Genomic DNA, 21,276 nt, shown 5'->3' with positions numbered 1-21,276 from the left:
TGCGCACCGCGCACCCTACGTTAGCCCAAGCCCGGTGGCGCGGACCCATCGCTCCGTAGGGTGCGCTGTGCGCACCGCGTATGAGTCGATTGCTGGTGCGCGCGGCGCACCCCACCTGGCGGCGCAGGGAACGCTGGGGTTCAGCTCGCCAGCTGGCGGCGCAGTTCGGCCAGCACCGGCGCGGTATCCGGACGCACGCCACGCCATAGCTCGAAAGCCTCGGCAGCCTGCTCGACCAGCATGCCCAGACCATCCAGGCAGCGCGTCGCGCCCTGTTCGGCAGCCCAGCGGTTGAAGGCGGTCGCCTCGCGGCCGTACATCATGTCGTAGCAGACCGTATGACCGGGCTGGATCAGGCTTGGCGCAATCGCTGGCAGCTCACCGCCGAGACTGGCCGAAGTCCCATTGACGATCAGGTCCACCGGCGCATCGATCCAGTCGAAGCCGGCGGCGACCAGTGGGCCGAGATCGGCGAACTCGCGCACCAACTGTTCGGCCTTGGCCACGGTACGGTTGGCGATCACCAGCACGGCCGGTTTCTGCGCCAGGAAGGGTTCGAGCACACCGCGCACGGCGCCACCGGCGCCAAGCACGAGGATGCGCTTGCCGGCCAGGCTGAAACCGGCGTTGTCCTGCAGGTCACGGGTCAGACCGGCGCCATCGGTGTTGTCGCCGAGCAGACGACCGTCTGCCAACTTCTTCAGAGTGTTCACCGCGCCAGCGCGGCGCGCACGCTCGGTCAGTTCGTCGGCCAGGCGAAAGGCCTCTTCCTTGAACGGTACGGTGACGTTGCCACCTTGGCCTTCGGCGAAGAAGGTACGGGCATCACCGACGAAATCGTCCAGCGGCGCAAGGCGCGCGTCATATGTCAATGCCTGGCCGGTCTGCTCGGCGAACAGACGATGGATCAGCGGCGATTTGCTATGGCCGATGGGGTTACCGAAGACGCAGTAGCGGTCCATGGGAAAATCCTGTTTGTGTAGGAGCCAGCTTGCTGGCGATTCGCTCTGGGGCCGGATCGCCCGCAAGTGGGCTCCCATCGGGGAAATGTCGCCAGTTCGTAGCCCGGATGAATCCGGGGCAGCCTATGAACGGTCCCGGATTGCATCCGGGCTGCAGGATCACGGCGTCTTCTGCAGCCAGTCGCGATCCGTGAGGAAATACTCGGTCAGGCGCGCCTCCTCGCTCCCCGGCTCCGGCTTCCAGTCGTAGCCCCAGCGCACATGTGGCGGCAGCGACATGAGGATCGACTCCGTGCGCCCACCCGATTGCAGACCGAACAGGGTGCCCCGGTCGAACACCAGGTTGAACTCCACGTAGCGACCGCGACGGAAGGCCTGGAACTCGCGCTCGCGCTCGCCGAAAGGCGTCAGCTTGCGGCGCTGGACGATGGGCAGGTAGGCCTGGATATAGGCATCACCAATGGCACGCATGAAAGCAAAGCTGGTGTCGAAATCCCACTCGTTGAGGTCATCGAAGAACAGCCCGCCGATGCCACGCGGCTCGCCGCGATGCTTGAGGTGGAAATAACGGTCGCACCAGGCCTTGAACTTGGGATAGACCTCGGCCCCGAACGGTGCGCAAGCGTCATGCGCGACCTGGTGCCAGTGCACGCAGTCTTCTTCATTGGCGTAGTAGGGCGTCAGGTCGAAGCCGCCACCGAACCACCACACCGGCTCCTCGCCTTCCTTCTCGGCACTGAAGAAGCGCACGTTGGCATGCGAGGTCGGCACGTAGGGGTTTTCCGGGTGGATCACCAGCGACACGCCGAGAGCCTGGAAGCCGCGCCCAGCCAGCTCGGGACGATGGGCGCTGGCCGAGGGCGGCAGGCTGTCGCCGAACACGTGAGAGAAATTCACCCCGCCTTTCTCAATCAGCGCGCCGTTCTCGATCACCCGCGTGCGACCGCCACCACCGGCCGGACGCTGCCAAGAGTCCTCGGCGAACACGGCCTGGCCGTCTTCGGCTTGCAGGGCGGAGCAGATGCGGTCTTGCAGGTCGAGCAGGTAGGCCTTCACGGCCTCGGTACGGTCAGTCACGGCGGCACCTTGAACAGAGCAGGTCGAAATCGGCGGGCAGCATAGCATTCACCCAGGCACATCCGCAGTTGACGTCGGTCAATCAGGACGATTGGATAGGCTCTTTCGCCGCTTGCAGCGGCTCAAGTCAGACAAGGAATCCGAGATGGCCAAGCGTATTCAGTTCAGCCAGCACGGCGGCAGCGACGTGCTGGAATACCGTGACTACCAGCCGGCAGCACCAGGCCCGCGCGAGGTTCGCGTGGTCAACCGGGCCATCGGCCTGAACTTCATCGACACCTACTTCCGCAGCGGCCTGTATCAGCCACCCGCGCTGCCTTCAAGCCTGGGCACCGAAGGTGCCGGTGTGGTCGAGGCGATCGGCAGCGAGGTAGAAGGCCTCAAGGTCGGTGACCGCGTCGCCTACGCCACCGGACCGCTCGGCGCCTACAGCGAGCTGCACGTGCTGCCCGCCGACAAGCTGGTGAAACTGCCGGACGATATCAGCTTCGAGCAGGCCGCGGCGGTGATGCTCAAGGGCCTGACCGTGCAGTACCTGCTGCGCCAGACCTACGAGCTCAAGGGCGGCGAAACCATCCTGTTCCACGCTGCGGCCGGCGGTGTCGGCTCATTCGCCTGCCAGTGGGCCAAGGCGCTGGGCGTTAACCTTATCGGCACTGTCAGTTCTGCCGAGAAAGCAGCGCGGGCCAAGGAGCAGGGTGCCTGGGCGACCATCGACTACAGCCATGAGAACGTCGTACAGCGCGTGCTGGAACTGACCGACGGCGCCAAGTGCCCGGTGGTCTATGACGGCGTCGGCAAGGACACCTGGGAAACCTCGCTGGACTGCGTGGCGCCACGCGGCCTGCTGGTCAGCTTCGGCAATGCCTCGGGCGCTGTGACCGGCGTCAACCTGGGCATCCTGGCGCAGAAGGGCTCGCTGTACGTCACCCGCCCGACCCTCGCCGGCTACGCCACCAGCGCACAGCGCCTGCAGGCCATGGCCGACGAGCTGTTCAGCATGATTGCCAGTGGCCAGCTACAGGTGGAAATCAGCAACCGCTACGCGCTGAAGGACGCCGCCGCCGCACAGGATGCTTTGAGCTCGCGGCAAACCACCGGCTCGACCATCCTGCTGCCGTGAGGACGGGTAGCTAGTGATGGTGTCTCGATTCTTTCGGGCAAGGCGTTACGAAGCGCCGTTGCGCGCGGCGCATGCCGCGGGGGATCATCCAGAGATGATTCGCGAATGGCGGCGCGACTTACCGTAGGGTGCGCCATGCGCACCGCTCGTTCTCAGACCTATGTGGTTTTCGCGGTGCGCGCGGCGCACCCTACGGCAATGGCTTGCAGCTTGAGCCGCTCTTCTAGGACGGGCGAATCACATCGCCCGTGCGCAGGTCACGAATCAGGCTGGGATTCTTGCGTCCGCCCAGCGCGCCACCAAGGACCTTGTCCAGTTCGCCCGGGAAGTACTGCTCGACGCGCAGGCGCGAACGCGCCGAAGGGCGCCCCGCCGGGTTGGCCGAGGTGGAGATCAGCGGGCCGGTGTAGCGGCACAGCGCGCGAACCAGCGGATGGTCACTGACGCGCAGGGCAACGCTGTCGTGCTGGCCCGTGACCCACTCGGGCAGGCGATTCTGATGCGGCACCAGCCAGGTATTCGGGCCAGGCCAGGTACCGGCCAGGCGCTCCTGCCAGACCTCTGGCAGATCATCGAGCAGAAAGTCGAACTGCTCGATGTCATCGGCAACCACAATCAGTCCCTTGTGCATCGGCCGCTCCTTGAGCGCCAGAAGACGATACACCGCCTCTTCGTTCCAGGGATCGCAGCCCAGGCCCCAGACCGCCTCGGTCGGATAGGCGATCACGCCCCCCTCACGTACCACTCGCGCCGTTTGCTGTATCTGCCAGTTGCTGGCCATCGACTGTCTCCCACGGAATCAATGGCCGGCAGTCTATCCAAGCCAATCGTTGCCTGCCACGGCACTTAAGGTCTGCGCGCCAGCCAACGCCCTGCCTCGTTGCACACCAGGCCATCGAGCTCCAACTCGGTCAAAGCCGCCAGCACCTGTGACAACGGCCAGCCGATCACCTGCACCAGCGACTCGGTGCTGTACGGCGCGGCATGCAGCAAAGCCAACAATGGGTGCTCGACGCTAGCCAGCGACACCGATGTGGATTCGACGGCCGGCGCCTGCCAGCCACGCAGCGCTTCGAGGATGTGTTCGATGCTTTCCACCAGAGTGGCGCCATCACGAATCAGCTGATGGCAGCCACGCGCGCCAGGGTGATGGATCGAGCCGGGAATGGCATAGACCTCCCGCCCCTGCTCGGCGGCCAGGCGTGCAGTGATCAGCGAGCCACTGGACGGGCTGGCCTCGACCACCAGCACACCCAGCGAAAGCCCGCTGATGATCCTGTTGCGCCTCGGGAAGTTGCTCGCCTGCGGCGGACAGTCCAGCGGCAGCTCGGAGACCAGCGCCCCGCCGTGCTCGATGATCTGCGCCGCCAGCCCCACATGCCGCCGCGGATACAGGCACTGCAAGCCGGTACCCAGCACAGCCACCGTTTTGCCGCCCCCGTCCAGCGCCCCCTGATGCGCAGCACCATCGATGCCCAACGCCAGACCACTGGTGATGACGAAGCCACCGCCCGCCAGACTGCGGGCAAAGGCTCGTGCGTTATCCAGACCGGGCCGCGAGGCGCGCCGACTGCCGACCATGGCCAGTTGCGGCGCCTCCAGCACGCTCGGCTCGCCCGCCACGAACAACAGCGGCGGCGCATCCGCCAGCTCGCCGAGCAGAGCTGGGTAGCCTGGATCGTCCCACATCACCACATGCTGACCAGGCTCATCCAGCCAGCGCAGGGCCGCAGCCGCTCGCTCGCGGATTTCCGCACTGCGGCGAGGCTCGGCGCAGGCAGTCGGCAACCCCAGTGCACGCCAGGCACTGGCCGGCGCACTGAGCGCAGCCGAGGCGCTATCGAAAGCGCTCAGGAGTTTGCGAAAGCGTCGCGGCCCCAACTCTGGCAACAGATGCAGACGCAAGCGGGCTTCGAGTTCGGCAGGAGAAACGGCGGGGGAAAGCGAGGAGGATGCGGGCATGGCGACTCTTCCCTGAACAGTTGCACCGCCATCCTGGCGGCCTGAAAGCACGAGCCCCGCTAGTGCGGGGCTCGTTGGGCATTAAGGGTTGCGGACCTTGTCCATCACCGCCAGTTGGCGGCTGGCTTGCAGTACCAGGCCATAGCTGAGCTTGTCGTAGGTGCGGAACACCATCAGCAAGCCGGAGCGCTCGTCCGGAATTTTCACGCTTTCGCCGGTAACGCGGTCACGCACGGTCTCACCGGTCTTGAACACCGCCAGCACGTTGCCGATTTCCAGGCCGTCACGCAGTCCCTTGTTCAGGGTGACCACGTCGAACTGACCAATCTGGCTCACCCCGCGCGGCACGTCGAGGATCAAACCGTCGATATCGGTTATCGGCTCGCTGGGCATGAAGGTGGAGTTGATCGCACGTTCCTCGGTGGGGAACAGGCGATCGCCCAGGCGCACTTCCTGAGTAGAGCGCTTCAGCAGCAGCGTACCGACATCACCCTCTTCGGCCACGATCTCGCCAGAGCCGACGTCATCGGCGTTGATGCCGAGGAATTCCTTGGTCTCCGGGTCCACGTAGGTCTTGCCCTGACGGAAGATGCCGTAGACCGGCTGCTCTTCATCGAACTGGCCGCGGGCGTAGACGCGATCACCAGCACCGCTGACCACGCGCTCAGCGTTACCGGCGACGATATATGGCTTGCCGTTGAATTCTTCCGGCGTATCGACGATGCGGTTGCTCAGCAGGAAGCTGTTGATCGCCTCCAGCGGGATGGTCGGAATCGCTTCGGCCATCGGCGTGCTGCGCACCTGCGGCGACAGCTTGATGGTGCCGCGCGACTCGCCGCGGTTGAGCATCAGGCGCGGCTGACCGTCAACGTAGACCAGATTGAGCGTATCGCCGGGATAGATCAGGTGCGGGTTAGCGACCTGCGGGTTGGCGTGCCAGATCTCCGGCCATTTCCACGGCTGGCGCAGGAATTTGCCGGAAATGTCCCAGAGAGTATCGCCCCTGACCACAGTGTAGCGGTCCGGGTGACCGTCCTTGAGTTGCACTTCGGCCTGAGCCAAGCTGGTCAGGGCCAGTCCGCCAGCTGCAAAGAGCAGGGCGAGTAGTGATTTCCTCATACGGTGAATCCCTTTATTATGTGCCTTCACGTGAAGCGCCCTAGCGCCGCGTGCCAAACCCGCTGAATACGCGGCGTGAAGCCGTTTTTCAATGCTGTTCATCATCTTAGCAGCGGATTTTGACTTTATTCCACAAGTGCATCACAAACGCATATGGCGATCCTGAATATCCTCGAATTTCCTGATCCACGCCTGCGTACCATCGCCAAACCGGTGGACGTCGTGGATGACTCCATCCGTCAACTGGTCGACGACATGTTCGAGACCATGTATGACGCTCCGGGTATCGGCCTGGCCGCGACGCAGGTCAACGTGCACAAGCGCGTGGTGGTCATGGACCTGTCCGAGGACAAGTCCGAGCCACGGGTGTTCATCAACCCCGAGTTCGAGTCACTGACCGACGAGATGGACCAGTACCAGGAAGGCTGCCTGTCGGTGCCTGGTTTCTACGAGAACGTCGACCGCCCGCAGAAGGTCAAGATCAAGGCACTGGATCGCGATGGTCAGCCCTACGAGCTGATCGCCGAAGGTCTGCTCGCCGTGTGCATTCAGCACGAGTGCGATCACCTCAACGGCAAGCTGTTCGTCGACTATCTGTCCAACCTCAAGCGCGACCGGATCAAGAAGAAGCTGGAAAAACAGCATCGCCAACGCGCCTGACGCCCCACCCAGAAGGCTTGCTACTGCAAGCCTTTTCTTTTAGCGAGCCCCCATGCCTGACTCATTGCGTATCGTCTTTGCCGGCACCCCGGAATTCGCCGCCGAGCACCTCAAGGCTCTGCTGGCCAGCCCGCACGAGATCGTCGCCGTCTACACTCAGCCGGATCGCCCGGCCGGACGCGGCCAGAAACTGATGCCGAGCCCGGTCAAGCAGCTTGCTCTGGAGCACGGTATTGCCGTCTACCAACCGGTCAGCCTGCGCAATGAAGAGGCCCAGGCCGAGTTGGCGGCGCTCAAGCCGGATCTGATGGTGGTGGTCGCATACGGTCTGATCCTGCCCCAGGCGGTGCTCGACATCCCGCGTCTGGGCTGCATCAACAGCCACGCCTCGCTGCTGCCACGCTGGCGCGGCGCCGCGCCAATCCAGCGCGCGGTGCAGGCCGGCGACGCCGAGAGCGGCGTTACCGTGATGCAGATGGAGGCCGGCCTGGACACCGGGCCGATGCTGCTCAAGGTCAGCACCCCGATCAGCGCCAGCGACACGGGCGGCTCGCTGCATGATCGCCTCGCCCAGCTCGGCCCACAGGCGGTGCTGCAGGCCATCGCCGGCCTGGCGGCCGGCACGCTCATCGGTGCGGTACAGGACGATGCCCTGGCCAACTACGCGCACAAGCTCAACAAGGACGAGGCGCGCCTCGATTTCAGCCGCCCAGCCGTCGAACTGGAGCGCCTGGTTCGAGCCTTCCATCCCTGGCCGATCTGCCACACCATGCTCAACGGCGATGCCTTGAAAGTGCATGCAGCCGAGATCGGGGAGGGCAAGGGCAGCCCAGGCACCATTCTCGCGGCTGACAAGAACGGCCTGACCGTGGCCTGCGGCGACGGTGCACTGCGCCTGACTCGCCTGCAGTTGCCCGGCGGCAAGCCGCTGGCGTTCGCCGACCTCTATAACAGTCGCCGCGACCAGTTCGCCGCCGGCCTGGTACTCGGTCAATGAACCCACGTCTGGCCGCCGCGCGCGCCCTGACTGCCGTGCTGTCCGGCAAGGCCTCGCTGGGCAGCAGCCTGCCGCCACAGCTGGACAAGGTCGAGCACCACGACCGCGCCCTGGCGCAGGACCTGGCCTTCGGCGCGGCCCGCTGGCAGCCGCGCCTGCAACTGCTGGCCGAGAAACTGCTGGAAAAACCCTTCAAGGCCGCTGACAAGGACGTGGAAGCGCTGCTGCTGATCGGTCTCTACCAACTGCTGCACAGCCGCATTCCCGAACACGCCGCCATCGGCGAGACCGTCGGCTGCGCCGGCGCGCTGAAAAAACCCTGGGCCAAGGGCCTGCTCAATGCCGTGCTACGCCGCGCCCAGCGAGAACACGAAGCGCTGTTTGCCGAACTCGACCGTGACCCGGTGCTGCACAGCGCGCATCCGCGCTGGTTGCAAAAGGCGCTCAAGGTGCACTGGCCGCAGCACTGGCAGACCATCTGCGCCGCCAACAACGCGCACCCGCCGCTGATCCTGCGGGTCAATCGCCGCCACGGTTCACGCGATGCCTATCTCATTGAGCTACGCAGCGCCGGCATCGAAGCCGAGCCCTGCACCTTCAGCCGCGACGGCGTGCGCCTGCTGCAGCCCTGCGATGTCACCACACTACCCGGCTTCAGGGACGGCCGCGTCAGCGTGCAGGACGAAGCCGCGCAACTGGCCGCCGACCTGATGGAGCTGGCGCCCGGACAGCGCGTGCTGGATGCCTGCGCCGCACCAGGCGGCAAGACCTGTCACCTGCTGGAAGCCGAACCGGAGCTGAGCGAAGTGGTCGCCGTGGATCTGGAAGCCAAGCGCCTGACGCGCGTGCGCGAGAACCTCGAGCGCCTGCACCTCGACGCCACGCTGATCGCCGCCGACGGCCGCGATACCGGCGCCTGGTGGGACGGCCAGCCGTTCCAGCGCATCCTGCTAGACGCGCCCTGTTCGGCCACCGGCGTGATCCGCCGTCACCCGGACATCAAGCTGACCCGCAAGCCCGAGGACATCCCGGCCCTGGCCCAGCTGCAAGGCGAGTTGCTCGATGCCCTGTGGCCGACCCTGGCGCCCGGCGGCATCCTGCTCTACGCCACCTGCTCGGTGCTGCCAACGGAAAACAGCGAGACCATCGCCGCGTTCCTGGCCCGCACTGCCGACGCGCAGGAAGTCGCCATCACCGGCGGCTTCGGCCTGCAGCCGGAGCACGGCCGGCAACTGCTACCACAACTGGAAGGCCACGACGGCTTCTACTATGCCAAGCTGATAAAGACCGCTGTGACCAGCCACAGCTAACGGAGCGATCAGTGAAAATCATCATTCTCGGCGCCGGCCAAGTGGGCGGCACCCTGGCGGAACACCTCGCCAGCGAGGCCAACGACATCACCGTGGTCGACACCGATGGCGACCGCCTGCGCGACCTCGGCGACCGCCTGGACATCCGCACCGTACAAGGCAAGGGCTCCTTCCCCACCGTGCTGCGCCAGGCCGGCGCTGACGATGCCGACATGCTGGTGGCGGTGACCAACAGCGACGAAGTCAACATGATGGCCTGTCAGGTGGCCTACACCCTGTTCCACACGCCGACCAAGATCGCCCGGGTGCGCGAGGCGGCCTACCTGACCCGTGAGGCGCTGTTCGACAACGAAGCGATCCCGGTCGACGTGCTGATCAGCCCCGAGCAGGTGGTGACCAACTACATCAAGCGCCTGATCGAGTACCCCGGCGCCCTGCAGGTGATCGACTTCGCCGAAGGCAAGGCGCAACTGGTCGCGGTCAAGGCCTACTACGGCGGCCCGCTGGTGGGTCAGCAACTGCGCCAGCTGCGCCAGCACATGCCCAACGTCGACACGCGCGTAGCGGCCATCTTCCGCCGCAACCGGCCGATCATGCCCAAGGGCGACACCGTCATCGAGGCCGATGACGAGGTGTTCTTCATCGCCGCCAAGGCGCATATCCGTGCGGTAATGAGCGAGATGCGTCGCCTGGAGGACAGCTACAAGCGCGTGGTGATCGCCGGTGGCGGCAACATCGGCGAACGCCTGGCCGAGGCTATCGAAAGCCGCTATCAGGTGAAGATCATCGAGATGAACCCGGCACGCTGCCGCTACCTGTCGGAGAACCTCGACAGCACCATCGTGCTGCAAGGCAGCGCTTCGGATCGCGACCTGCTGGTGGAAGAGAACATCAACGACGCCGACATCTTCCTCGCCCTGACCAACGACGACGAGGCCAACATCATGTCGTCGCTGCTGGCCAAGCGCCTGGGCGCGCGCAAGGTGATGACCATCATCAACAACCCGGCCTATGTCGACCTGGTGCAGGGCGGCGAGATCGACATCGCCATCAGCCCACAGTTGGCGACCATCGGCACATTGCTGACCCACGTGCGCCGTGGCGATATCGAAAGCGTGCACAGCCTGCGCCGTGGTGCAGCGGAAGCGCTGGAAGTGATCGCCCACGGCGATGCCAAATCGAGCAAGGTGATCGGCCGCGCCATCGAAGACATCGCCCTGCCGCCGAGCACCACCATCGGCGCCATCATCCGCGATGAAGAAGTGCTGATCGCCCATGACGATACGGTGATCGAGTCCGGCGACCACGTGATTCTGTTCCTGGTCGACAAGAAGTACATCCGCGACGTCGAGCGCCTGTTCCAGGCCGGCCTGACGTTCTTCTGAACAAACCGTAGCCCGGATGCAATTCGGGGATGGATTGTGCCGGGCCTCTCCCGGATTGCATCCGGCTACATCAGCGGAGAACGTTCATGAGCACAGAGGCTCTGGAAAAGATGCTGGCCAAGGGCATGGATAACGCCCTGCTGCGCTTCGGCCTGGGCAAAGCCCATCTGGATGGTGGCGACACCTCGCAGGCGGCCGAGCACCTGCAACGCTGCGTGGAGTTCGACCCGGCCTATTCAGCGGCGTGGAAGCTGCTGGGCAAGGCGCTGCAGGCCGAGGGCAACCACGACGGCGCACGCCAGGCCTGGCAGCAGGGCATCGCTGCAGCCCAAGCCAAGGGCGACAAACAGGCCGAGAAAGAAATGACGGTGTTTCTGCGCAAGCTGGACAAGCAACGCTGATCGACTCGGTACGCACGGCGCACCCTACGATTCGCAACGGTGTTGTAGGGTGCGCCGTGCGCACCGAGCTGGCGAAGGGCTTCAGCCGTCGCGGCTGAAGCCCTTCCACAGGACGGCAACCTACCGTTCTAGCGAGATCAGAGTACCTCGCTGGCCACCGCATCCACCGCAGCCTTGGCGATTCCCACCACTTCGTCCGCTTCGGCGCGGGTCAACACCAGCGGCGGGGCGAAGCCGAGGATGTCACCGTGCGGCATGGCGCGGGCGATCATGCCGCGTTCCAGGCAGGCGGCAGAAACCCGCGGGCCAACCTTGAGCGCGGCATCGAATGGCGTACGCGCATCCTTGTCAGCCATGAACTCCAGCGCGGCAAGCATGCCGACACCACGCACTTCACCCACCAGTGGATGGCCTTCGAAGGTCTGGCGCAGTTGCCGGTTGAGGTAGGAACCGACATCGGCGGCATTGGCGGCGAGGTTCTCCTTCTCCAGGATATTCAGGTTGGCCAGCGCGGCGGCGGCGCAGATCGGGTGGCCGGAGTAGGTCCAGCCATGGCCCATGGCACCGTCGCGGCTGGAGGCCTCATCGATCACGCTCCACACCTTCTCGCCGACGATTACCGCCGACAGCGGCGCGTAGGCACTGGTCAGGCCCTTGGCGGTAGTGATCAGGTCCGGCTGCATGCCGAACATCTGGCTGCCCATCGGCGTGCCCAGGCGGCCGAAGGCGCAGACCACTTCATCGGCAATCAGCAGGATGTCGTACTTGGCCAGCACAGCCTGGATCGCCTCCCAGTACCCGGTGGGCGGCACGATGATGCCGCCGGTCCCCATCACCGGCTCGCCGATAAAGGCCGCCACGGTGTCCGGCCCTTCGGCCAGGATCAGACGCTCAAGATCCTCGGCGCAGTGACGCACGAAGGCGGCCTCGTCCATGCCGGCCGGCGCCTTGTAGAAATGCGGGCAGGCGGCGTGCTTGATGTCCGCGTGAGGCAGGTCGAAGTGCTGGTGGAAGCTGGCCAGGCCGGTGAGGCTGCCGGTCATGATGCCCGAGCCGTGGTAGCCGCGCTGGCGGGAGATGAGCTTCTTCTTCGCCGGGCGACCGAGCACGTTGTTGTAGTAGCGCACCAGCTTGATCTGGGTCTCGTTGGCGTCCGAGCCGGACATGCCGTAGTAGACCTTCTTCATGCCCCTGGGCGCCCAGTCGATGATGCGCGCCGACAGCTCGATGATGGCCTCGGTCGAGTGGCCGACATAGGTGTGATAGTAGGCCAGCTCCTTGGCCTGCTTGTAGATGGCCTCGGCGACCTCGGTACGACCGTACCCGATGTTCACGCAGTACAGGCCGGCAAAAGCGTCGATCAGCTCGCGACCTTCATGATCCTGAATGCGGATGCCCGAGGCTCTGGTGATGATGCGGCCCTTGAGGGCGCCGCTGGCGTGGTCGTGAGCGTGGGTGGACGGGTGCATGAAGTGGGCACGGTCCTGCTCGAACAGCTTCTGGTAGTCGGTCATGGCGATCTCCATCTGATTCGCTGAGGTAGCGTTGAAGGTAATTCACTCGCTCGTGGGAGGGATGATCAGGTGTAACGCTGGCCCTGGTGATGAATGCAGAAGTACTTGGTTTCGACGAAGGGCTCGAAGCCTTCCGTGCTGCCCTCACGGCCGAGGCCGGAGGCTTTCATGCCACCGAAGGGGATCGGGTGGCCGGTGAACCTGGTGCCGTTGACTGCGACCATGGCATGGTCGAGGCGGTGGATCAGCGGGTGGACGACATCCACGCGGTTGGAACAAATGTAGGCGGCCAGTCCGTATTCGGTGTCGTTGGCCATGGCCACCGCTTCGTCCAGGGTGTCGAAGGTACGCACGCCGGCGATGGGGGCGAAGTTCTCCTCGCGGTAGATGCGCATGCCATCGGTGACATCGGCCAGCAACGTCGGTTGCCAGAACCAGCCTCCCAGCGCGTGAGGCTCACCGCCTGCCAGCAGGCGCGCGCCCTGTTCGATGGCATCAGCGACCCGTGCGGCGGTCGCGTCCAGCGCAGCCTGGTGCATCAGCGGGCCGATCTGGTTGCGCGCGTCATGCCCAGGGCCGACACGCAGACCACGCACGGCCTTGGCGAAACGCTGAAGGAATTCCTCATAGACCGGACGCTCGACCAGTATGCGGTTGGCCGCACAGCAGTCCTGGCCGGAGGTTTGGAACTTGGCGTCCAGCGCCACCTGCACAGCGTGGTCGAGGTCGGCGTCGGCACAGACGATCAGCGGCGCGTTGCCGCCCAGCTCCAGCGCCACCTTTTTCACGTCTTCGGCAGTTGCCTGCAACACCAGCTTGCCCACGCGGGTCGATCCAGTGAAGCTCACCGAACGCACCCGCGCATCCTTGACCAGGGTTTCCATGGCCATCTGCGGCTCGCCCAGCACCACGTTGAATACACCAGCCGGCAAGCCCGCTTCCTCAGCCAGTTGCGCCAGGGCGAAAGCCGAATAGGGCGTCTCGTGCGCCGGTTTGACCACCACGGTGCAGCCAGCGGCCAGGGCGGCAGCTGCCTTGCGGGTGATCATCGCGCTGGGGAAATTCCACGGCGTGAGCAGGGCACAGACGCCCACCGGCTGCTTTACCGTGCCGAGCTGAGCACCGGGGATATGGCTGGGAATGGTCTGGCCGTAGAGCCGGCGCGCCTCTTCGGCGAACCAGGGAATGAAGCTGGCGGCGTAGCGGATCTCGCCACGGGCTTCGGCCAGCGGCTTGCCCTGCTCCAGGCTGAGGATGCGCGCCAGGTCTTCCTGATGCTGCAGGATCAGCTCGGCCCAGCGTCGCAGCAGCGCCGCGCGGGCGTCCAGGCTCTGCTCGCGCCAGTCGGCGAAGGCGCGCTGGGCGGCGTCCACCGCGGCGACGATCTGCGTCTGGCCGAGCATCGGCACATGGCCGATCACGCTCTGGTCGGCGGGGTTGTGCACGGCGATGCTGGCGCCGTCGTCACTGTGCAACCAGTGACCATCGACATAGCACAGCGATTTGAACAGCAGAGGATGATCGAGGGGCATGGCGATGTCTCCGGGCCGTGGGGCATGGGAGACATGCTAGGGAAGAGCAGCTTGGCGTTTTTTCCAAGACGGGTAGGCGCTACCGCAGTTTTTTCTGAAGGATCAGGCGGAACAGGGGATTTCTCGGGCTCCCGTCACGCCTCGGCGGCGACACTCAGACAATCGCGGCTAGAGCCCCTCCCACACTCTCGCCACCAGCTACCGCGGAAGCCGCCTCAGCATGTAGGGTGCGCCGCGCGCACCGATGCGGTAGCCCGGATGAAATCCGGGGGCAGGCTGCAGGCCCGCCCCGGGTGGCATCCGACGACGGTTCACTCACGCCGCGGCGGTACGCTGCGGCAACGCCCGCACGATGGCACTGAGTAGCATGCCGTATAGCGGCACGAAGAGGATCAGGCTGATGGCCAGCTTGATCACGTAATCCACCGTGGCAATTTCCACCCAGTTGGCGGCCATGAACGGGTCGTCGCTGCGCCAGAAGGCGACCGAGAAGAACAGGAAGGTATCGAGCAGGTTGCCGAAAATGGTCGAAGCGGTCGGCGCGACCCACCACTGGCGCATCGTGCGCAGACGGTCGAACACCTGGATATCCAGCAACTGGCCGAAGGCGTAGGCCAGAAAGCTGGCCACGGCAATACGAAAGACGAACAGGTTGAACTCGCCCAGCGCCATCAGGCCGCCGAAGGCGCCTTCGTGGAACAGCACAGACACCACGTAGGAGGCGATCAATGCCGGCAGCATCACCCGCGCGATCACCACGCGCGCCGCATGCTTGCCGATCAGGCGTACGGTCAGGTCAGTGGCCAGGAAGATGAACGGGAAGCTGAACGCACCCCAGGTGGTATGCCAGCCGAACAGGGTGATCGGCAGCTGCACCAGGTAGTTGCTGGCGATGATGATGAGGATATGGAAGGCGATCAGGCCGGCCAGTACGGGCCGACTGACCGACGCAGGAATCAGGGTCATGTCGATGTCCTTTTTCATGGAGTGGGGTTAGGGAACCCACTGCCGCAGCCGACATGGCCGCGAGCGGCGCGCATTCTAGCGCGTTGTTGACCCGCGGGATAGGTTTTGCCGCAGACGGCCACGCCGCTCGGATGAAAGGTCGTGCCTTCGCGTAATGCTATGCACTTGATAAATGGTCTTGCGCAATGAACCCCCTCGCCCCTCCGGGAGAGGAGAGCCAATCACGCCGACCTTAAACACGCCGTGGCAGACTCAAGCCTCTGGCACCACCCGCTTGGCCAACTGGAAATGGCGCTGCCAGTACGAGTTGTCGAGGAAGTCGATGCGCACGTTAGTGCCGCGACGCGGCGCGTGGACGAAGCGCCCCTCGCCGATGTAGATGGCCACGTGATCCACCGAGCGGCTGCGAATGCGGAAGAACAGCAGGTCGCCCGGCTGCAGGTCGCTGCGCTTCACCGAGGGCGCATCCAGGCGCGACAGCTCGCGGGAGGTGCGCGGCAGTTCAAGGTCGTCCTGGGTCTTGAAGGCGTATTGCACCAGGCCGCTGCAATCGAAGCCGTGGCGCAGGCTGGTACCGCCCCAGCGGTAGGGCGTGCCCAGCGCGCCGAGGGCGCGGTCGATCACTTCGCTGGCCGGTTTGGGCGCGACCGCTGGCGCGGTGGCAGGAATGGTATGGAGACGAAAGGTGGCGGAGGCTTGGGTACAAATTCCCAGTAAAAGAGCGCCTCCCAGGCAACATGACATGAAAAATTTATTCAAACCCAGTGACCCTGGTGACTGGCCTTGACGCGGAAACCCTTCCTGATCAAGGCATTGCATCGGAAACGAGCTGCCTGCCCGTCCCGGAGAGGGACTGCCCCGAGGAGTCTTTGGTTCATTTCCAAGCGAGACGAGTCGACGAACGGTTTACCGCTGATGCCAGCGCGTTCCCGACCGTTCGCATCCAACTTCGCCCCTCCGATTGAGCCGCCCCACAGGCCATCAAGGTCAGGGCGATGACCTCGCGGCGGTCAAGGCGAAGCGCTGCTGCCGTCGGTCTAGCCACTGCCTGCAAGGTGGGTTAGCAACGCTGAATGTGAACCGAAGATTCCCACTATCACGGCGCGTCACCCACCAGGCGAGGAAACAGTGTGCTCCGGTGTTGGCGTACGTTAGTCGTCCAGTTCTGTGGGCGCGCCCGACGTATGCGCCTTGATGGTCTTGGTCACGATATAGGTGAAGTAGCGCTCGATACCGAGGTCCTCCAGCAGCAACTGGTCGATGAAGCGCTGGTAGTGGTCGATGTCGCGGGCACGGATCATGGCGATGTAGTCGACGCCGCCGCCGGTGGCGTAGCAGAAGCCAACTTCCGGTGCCTCGGCCAGGCGTTGCTCGAAGTGGCGCATGTCCTGGGCGGTGTGGCGAGCCAGGGTGATTTCCACCAGCACCTGCTGGCTGCGAAACAGCGCTGCCCAGTCGATCTGCGCTCGGTAACCCTTGATCAGCCCGGCACTTTCCAGCTTGCGCACCCGCTCCCAGGCCGGCGTCACCGAGAGGTTGATCGCCTCGGCCAGGGCCGACTTGGTGATCCGCCCGTCCTCGGCAAGGATGCGCAAGATCTTCAGGTCATAGCGGTCGAGCTTGAGCATCGGCAGTACGCCTATCTTGGGAACGATACGAGGCCTGCAGGAGCGAGCTTGCTCGCGAAGCGTTTGCCTTACCGGCGTTCATGAGCATGGCCAGGTGCTTTCACAGCGGCTGCAGGTTGGGTTTCTCAACTCACCACCTCGGCGATGACGGCGAGGGTATCACCACCTTTCACTAGCCCCGGAAAGTGCCGGGCGGCGAGCAGGCCACTGCGTTTGGCGCGGTACTCGGTAGCCGGCGCACCGGTGCGTCGCACGCTATGTACACGAGCGATCACCTCGCCTTTCTCGACCGTATCGCCAAGGTCACGACACATCTCCAGCAAGCCGTCATCCTCACTGGCGACGAAGCAGTCGCCATCCGGCATGTCGAGCATCACCGATTCACTCGCCTCGATCTCACCTTGCAGCAGATCGAAGTGGATCAGCAGGTTACGTACGCCACGCTCGGCGATGGCCAGGCTTTTCGCCGTGCTGCTGCCGCCACCACCGAGCTCGGTGGTGACGAACACCTTGCCCTGCTCCTCGGCGGCGGTGTCGTACATGCCCACCGCGTCCAGCTCCAGCATGCGCATGCAGTAGGGCGCAGCGAAGGCGCGCATGCCGGCGGCACAGGCTGCGTCATGGGTCTTGTCCGGCAACACGTGGCAGGCGGCGAAGGGCAGAAAATCCAGGGTCTTGCCGCCGGAGTGGATGTCCAGCACCACATCGGCCAGCGGCAGCAGCGTGCGCTGGAAGTAGTCAGCGATCTTCTGCGTCACCGTGCCATCCGGCTTGCCGGGGAAGCTACGGTTGAGGTTGCCGTTGTCGATCGGCGAAGTGCGGGTACCCGCCTGCACGGCCGGGGTGTTCATGAAGGGCACGATGATCACCCGGCCGCTGACGTCCTCGGCGCGCAGGCGCTGGGCCAGCTTGCTCAGGGCCAGCGGGCCTTCGTACTCGTCGCCATGGTTGCCGCCGGTGAGCAGCGCGGTGGGGCCGCTGCCATTCTTCACCACGGTAACCGGAATCATCACCGCGCCCCAAGCCGAATCGTCGCGGGAATAGGGCAGCTTGAGAAAACCGTGTTGCACGCCGTCACGGTCGAAATCGACCGTGGGGCTGATGGGGTTGTCGCGCAGTTGGGTCATGGTGCAAAGCCCGGCATAAGTGGATGTCTCAATAGCGCCGCTTTTCGTAGGAGCTGGCTTGCCAGCGATGCGTTGTTGATGCGGATCGCCGGCAAGCCGGCACCTACAATCCAGGCAGCATCAATCCTTCACGAACAGCTTGCGCGGCACGTCGCAGAGGGTTTCCACGCCGTGGTCGGTGATCAGGATCGACTCGGTGATCTCCAGGCCCCAGTCGTCCAGCCACAGGCCGGGCATGAAGTGGAAGGTCATGCCCGGCTGCAGCACACTCTCGTCGCTCGGGCGCAGGCTCATGGTGCGCTCGCCCCAGTCAGGCGGATAACTGATACCGATGGGGTAGCCGCAGCGGCTGTCCTTGTGGATGCCGAATTTCTCCAACACCTTGAAGAAGGCGCGGGCGATATCGCCGGTGGTGTTGCCCGGCTTGGCAGCTTCCAGACCGGCAGCGATGCCTTCGACCACGGCCTTCTCGCCTTCGAGGAAATGCTGCGGCGGCTTGCCCAGGTAAATGGTGCGCGACAGCGGGCAGTGGTAGCGCTTGTAGCAGCCGGCGATCTCGAAGAAGGTGCCGGCGCCACTGACCATCGGCGAGTCGTCCCAGGTCAGGTGCGGCGCGCTGGCGTCGGCGCCGGTGGGCAGCAGCGGCACGATGGCCGGATAGTCGCCGCCATGGCCGTCGACACCGAGGATGCCGGTGCGATAGATCTCGGCAACCAGCTCGTTCTTGCGCAGGCCCGGCTCGATCTTGTCGAAGATCGCCGCGTGCATCTGCTCGACGATCTTCGCCGCGATGCGCATGTAGCCGATCTCGGTGGGCGACTTGATCGCCCGCTGCCAGTTGACCAGCGCGGTGGCGTCGACGAAGCGTGCATTGGGCAGGTTGCGCTGCAGCGAGCCATAAGCGGCGGCGCTGAAGTAGTAGTTGTCGAGCTCGACGCCGATAGCGAGCTTGTCCCAGCCACGCGCGGCGATGACCTCCTTGGACAGGTAGTCCATCGGGTGGCGCTCGGTGGACTGTACGTAGTGATCGGGGTAGCCGACGATATTGCTCTGCTGCATGAACACCGTACGCTTGGCGCCGTTGGCATCCTGACCACGGCCATACCAGACCGGCTCGCCATCGAGCGCCAGCAGCACACACTGGTGCACGTAGAACGACCAGCCGTCATAGCCAGTGAGCCAGGCCATGTTGGACGGATCGGTGACGATCAGCAGCTCGATGCCCTTGGCCTGCATGGCCGTGCGGACCTTGGCAAGACGCTGGGCATATTCCTCCCGGCTGAAGGGGAGGTTGACGACGATTTCGGACATGGATGAATCCCCGTGTTTATGTGGACTGTGGGAAGGGCTTTAGTCGCGATTGGTTTATCGCGGCTAAAGCGGAGCGCCGCCCGGCCCCTCCCACAGGGTTAGGCGTTGAAGATGAAACCCTTGCCTGCCGCCCGCGCCCGCTCGAACGCAAGGCTGGCAATGGCCGTATCCTGAGCGCCGGTGCCGGTCAGGTCGCACAGGGTGATTTGCTCGGGCGCGGTACGCCCCGGACGCTGGCCGGCGATGACCTGACCGAGTTCGGCAAAATCGGCGTCAGCAGCCACCAGACCGGCGGCGATGGCGTGATGCAGCTCACCCAGAACGCGGGTCTGGCTCAGGCGGTCGGCGACATAGGCATCGACCCGCGCCAGCACGGCCGGGGCGATCTCGTTCTTCTGCTCGGCATCCGAACCCATGGCGGTGATGTGCAGGCCGGGGCGCAGGTGCTGTAGCTGGATCAGCGGCTCGCGACTCGGCGTGGTGGTGATGGCGATATCGGCGCCGTCCAGCGCCGCGTCGACGCCATCCACCGCGCGCGCATCATCCAGTTCGGCGGCCATGGCCTGGGCCTTGGCCGGGTCGCGCGCCCAGATGCGTACCTCGCGCACATCACGCACCCGGCGCAGGGCTTGCAACTGCAAGCGCGCCTGCTCGCCGGCACCGAGGATGGCGACCACCTTGGCGTCTTCGCGAGCCAGCCATTTGGCCGCGATGGCGCCAGCGGCAGCGGTGCGCACGGCGGTGAGGTAGCCATTGTCCAGCAGCAGCGCATCGGCCAGGCCGGTCCGTGCCGAGAACAGCATCATCAGGCCATTGAGGCTGGGCAGGCCAAGCGTGGGGTTGTCGAAGAAACCGGGGCTGACCTTGATCGCGAAGTGCGCCACGCCGGGCAGGTAGGCAGTCTTCACGTCCACCTCGCCGTTATGCTCGGGCACGTCCAGGCGCAGGATCGGCGGCATCGCCACGGCGGCCGTGGCGAGCAGGCGGAAGGCGTTTTCCACCACCGCGAGGCTGTCGGCGTCGAGGCCAATGCACTCGCGCAGATCGGCCTGGTTGAGTATCAGGGTCTTGGCCATGGGAGTTCCTCAGGCGTCGGCGCCATTGAGCACACGCAGGTGCTGGTCGATGTCGATATTGCGGCCGCTGACCACCGCCACCACCGGACCGCGCGGCTCGATCAAGTCGTCGAGCAGGGCGGCGATACCGACGGCAGCGGCGCCTTCGACCACCAGCCGCTCCTCGCGGTAGGCGTGGCGGATGCCACGAGCGATGGAAGCCTCGTCGAGCAGATGCAGCTGATCGCACAGCTCGCGGGTGAGGGCGAAGGTGTAGCGGTTGTCCAGGCCGATGCCGCCGCCAAGCGAATCGGCCAGCGTTGACAGCTCCTCCACCTCGACCGGTTCGCCGGCCTGCAGGCTGGCGTGCATGGAGGCACCCCGTTGCATGCTGATGCCATGAGTACGAATGGCCGGGCTGGCCGCCTTGATCGCCAGCGCCACGCCGGCGAACAGGCCGCCGCCGGACAGCGGCACCAGCACTTCGCAGACATCCGGGCATTGCTCGAGAATCTCCAGGCCCAGGCTGCCCTGGCCGGCGATCACGTGCGGGTGGTCGAAGGGTGGGATAAATGCAGCGCCCTGTTCGCGGGCGATGCGCAGGGCTTCGCGCTGGGCATCGTCCTGGCTGCGGCCGCTGATCACCACCTCGGCGCCCAGCTCGCGAATGGCGCGCACCTTATTCTGCGGCACCAGCTCGGAGAGGCAGACGATGGCCTTCACGCCCTGCTGCGAGGCGGCGAAGGCCAGGGCTCGGCCGTGATTGCCGGTGGAGGCAGTGACCACACCGAGGCGCTTCTGCTCGGTATCCAGTTGCGCCACCGCATTGCTGGCGCCGCGCAACTTGAAGCTGCCGGTGGCCTGCTGCGACTCCAGCTTCAGCCACACCGGCACACCGGCCAGGCGACTCAGGCTCGGCGAGTGCTCCAGCGGCGTCTGGCGCACCAGGCCGGCGATACGCTGGCGGGCCTGGAGCAGTTCATCAAGGTGGATGGAAGACATGGCGCACGTTCCGTGAAGGTGTGCGACCGAGTGTATGAGCGGGAAATTGAGCGACTTAATGTACTAGGACGATTTTTTATTCGGGTACCTCAAGAGACTAACAACCGGTGCGCGCGGCGCACCCTACGCGCTTCCGTAGGGTGCG

The 21,276-nt window shown here is 65.0% G+C and carries 20 protein-coding genes; 6 read left to right on the top strand and 14 right to left on the bottom strand.

Features of this window, described 5'->3' with window-relative positions:
- Window positions 1–140: 140 nt before the first annotated feature.
- Window positions 141–962, bottom strand: a complete 822-nt coding sequence (aroE, locus tag H3221_RS05330; protein ID WP_196474307.1) for a shikimate dehydrogenase — start codon at window positions 960–962, stop codon at window positions 141–143.
- Between the two features lie 159 nt (window positions 963–1,121).
- Entirely contained in the window at window positions 1,122–2,039 is a 918-nt protein-coding gene (gene hemF / locus H3221_RS05325) for an oxygen-dependent coproporphyrinogen oxidase (RefSeq protein WP_196474308.1), read from the bottom strand.
- A gap of 145 nt (window positions 2,040–2,184) precedes the next feature.
- On the opposite strand from hemF, the gene H3221_RS05320 reads away from it, so the two are divergent.
- Entirely contained in the window at window positions 2,185–3,162 is a 978-nt protein-coding gene (locus tag H3221_RS05320; protein WP_196474309.1) for an NADPH:quinone reductase, read from the top strand.
- Between the two features lie 223 nt (window positions 3,163–3,385).
- Here the strand turns inward: H3221_RS05320 and H3221_RS05315 are convergent, their stop codons facing one another.
- From H3221_RS05315 to H3221_RS05305, 3 genes are all read right to left on the bottom strand, one after another.
- Entirely contained in the window at window positions 3,386–3,943 is a 558-nt protein-coding gene (locus tag H3221_RS05315) for an L-threonylcarbamoyladenylate synthase (RefSeq protein ID WP_196474310.1), read from the bottom strand.
- Window positions 3,944–4,008: 65 nt separating this feature from the next.
- Window positions 4,009–5,124, bottom strand: a complete 1,116-nt coding sequence (gene dprA / locus H3221_RS05310; protein ID WP_196474311.1) for a DNA-processing protein DprA — start codon at window positions 5,122–5,124, stop codon at window positions 4,009–4,011.
- Between the two features lie 81 nt (window positions 5,125–5,205).
- Window positions 5,206–6,243: a LysM peptidoglycan-binding domain-containing protein gene (locus H3221_RS05305; protein ID WP_196474312.1), complete on the bottom strand. Its 1,038-nt coding sequence runs from the start codon at window positions 6,241–6,243 to the stop codon at window positions 5,206–5,208.
- Between the two features lie 153 nt (window positions 6,244–6,396).
- Here H3221_RS05305 and def point away from each other — a divergent pair, with 153 nt between their 5' ends.
- The 5 genes from def (at window position 6,397) to H3221_RS05280 (ending at window position 10,996) form a co-directional block, all read left to right on the top strand.
- Window positions 6,397–6,903, top strand: a complete 507-nt coding sequence (gene def / locus H3221_RS05300; protein WP_013713230.1) for a peptide deformylase — start codon at window positions 6,397–6,399, stop codon at window positions 6,901–6,903.
- Between the two features lie 52 nt (window positions 6,904–6,955).
- Window positions 6,956–7,900, top strand: a complete 945-nt coding sequence (fmt, locus tag H3221_RS05295; protein ID WP_196474313.1) for a methionyl-tRNA formyltransferase — start codon at window positions 6,956–6,958, stop codon at window positions 7,898–7,900.
- Window positions 7,897–9,210 (top strand): 16S rRNA (cytosine(967)-C(5))-methyltransferase RsmB, encoded by a 1,314-nt coding sequence (gene rsmB, locus H3221_RS05290; RefSeq protein WP_196474314.1) that lies wholly within the window; start codon window positions 7,897–7,899, stop codon window positions 9,208–9,210. Before fmt ends, rsmB begins: the two co-directional genes overlap by 4 nt.
- An 11-nt stretch (window positions 9,211–9,221) precedes the next feature.
- Window positions 9,222–10,595 carry a Trk system potassium transporter TrkA gene (trkA, locus tag H3221_RS05285; protein ID WP_192985371.1) on the top strand — a complete coding sequence of 458 codons (1,374 nt, stop codon included), beginning with the start codon at window positions 9,222–9,224 and terminating at the stop codon, window positions 10,593–10,595.
- 86 nt (window positions 10,596–10,681) lie between these two features.
- A complete protein-coding gene (locus H3221_RS05280) occupies window positions 10,682–10,996 on the top strand; it encodes a tetratricopeptide repeat protein (RefSeq protein ID WP_196474315.1) in 315 nt (104 codons plus the stop codon).
- 137 nt (window positions 10,997–11,133) lie between these two features.
- Here the strand turns inward: H3221_RS05280 and H3221_RS05275 are convergent, their stop codons facing one another.
- From H3221_RS05275 to eutB, 9 genes are all read right to left on the bottom strand, one after another.
- Entirely contained in the window at window positions 11,134–12,510 is a 1,377-nt protein-coding gene (locus H3221_RS05275) for an aspartate aminotransferase family protein (protein WP_196474316.1), read from the bottom strand.
- A 65-nt stretch (window positions 12,511–12,575) separates the two neighbouring features.
- Window positions 12,576–14,042: an NAD-dependent succinate-semialdehyde dehydrogenase gene (locus tag H3221_RS05270; protein ID WP_196474317.1), complete on the bottom strand. Its 1,467-nt coding sequence runs from the start codon at window positions 14,040–14,042 to the stop codon at window positions 12,576–12,578.
- A gap of 315 nt (window positions 14,043–14,357) precedes the next feature.
- A complete protein-coding gene (locus tag H3221_RS05265) occupies window positions 14,358–15,008 on the bottom strand; it encodes a 7-cyano-7-deazaguanine/7-aminomethyl-7-deazaguanine transporter (RefSeq protein ID WP_196474318.1) in 651 nt (216 codons plus the stop codon).
- A gap of 252 nt (window positions 15,009–15,260) precedes the next feature.
- The gene (locus H3221_RS05260; protein WP_196474319.1) at window positions 15,261–15,827 is read right to left on the bottom strand and encodes a C40 family peptidase; all 567 of its coding nucleotides are present in this window, start codon (window positions 15,825–15,827) and stop codon (window positions 15,261–15,263) included.
- Between the two features lie 332 nt (window positions 15,828–16,159).
- Window positions 16,160–16,636, bottom strand: a complete 477-nt coding sequence (locus H3221_RS05255) for an Lrp/AsnC family transcriptional regulator (RefSeq protein ID WP_196474320.1) — start codon at window positions 16,634–16,636, stop codon at window positions 16,160–16,162.
- A 125-nt stretch (window positions 16,637–16,761) separates the two neighbouring features.
- Window positions 16,762–17,763, bottom strand: coding sequence for a N(2)-acetyl-L-2,4-diaminobutanoate deacetylase DoeB (doeB, locus tag H3221_RS05250; RefSeq protein ID WP_196474321.1), 1,002 nt, complete (start codon window positions 17,761–17,763; stop codon window positions 16,762–16,764).
- 120 nt (window positions 17,764–17,883) lie between these two features.
- Window positions 17,884–19,074: an ectoine hydrolase DoeA gene (doeA, locus tag H3221_RS05245; protein ID WP_196474322.1), complete on the bottom strand. Its 1,191-nt coding sequence runs from the start codon at window positions 19,072–19,074 to the stop codon at window positions 17,884–17,886.
- A gap of 98 nt (window positions 19,075–19,172) precedes the next feature.
- Window positions 19,173–20,150 carry an ectoine utilization protein EutC gene (eutC, locus tag H3221_RS05240; protein WP_196474323.1) on the bottom strand — a complete coding sequence of 326 codons (978 nt, stop codon included), beginning with the start codon at window positions 20,148–20,150 and terminating at the stop codon, window positions 19,173–19,175.
- 9 nt (window positions 20,151–20,159) lie between these two features.
- A complete protein-coding gene (eutB, locus tag H3221_RS05235; protein WP_196474324.1) occupies window positions 20,160–21,131 on the bottom strand; it encodes a hydroxyectoine utilization dehydratase EutB in 972 nt (323 codons plus the stop codon).
- Window positions 21,132–21,276: the final 145 nt, after the last annotated feature.

The sequence above is a fragment of the Pseudomonas chaetocerotis genome (genome assembly GCF_015712105.2).
In the GTDB taxonomy this organism is placed as follows: Bacteria; Pseudomonadota; Gammaproteobacteria; order Pseudomonadales; family Pseudomonadaceae; genus Aquipseudomonas; species Aquipseudomonas chaetocerotis.
The sequence above is the reverse complement of the archived record's forward strand: the minus strand, read 5'-3'. Positions and strand labels throughout refer to the sequence as shown.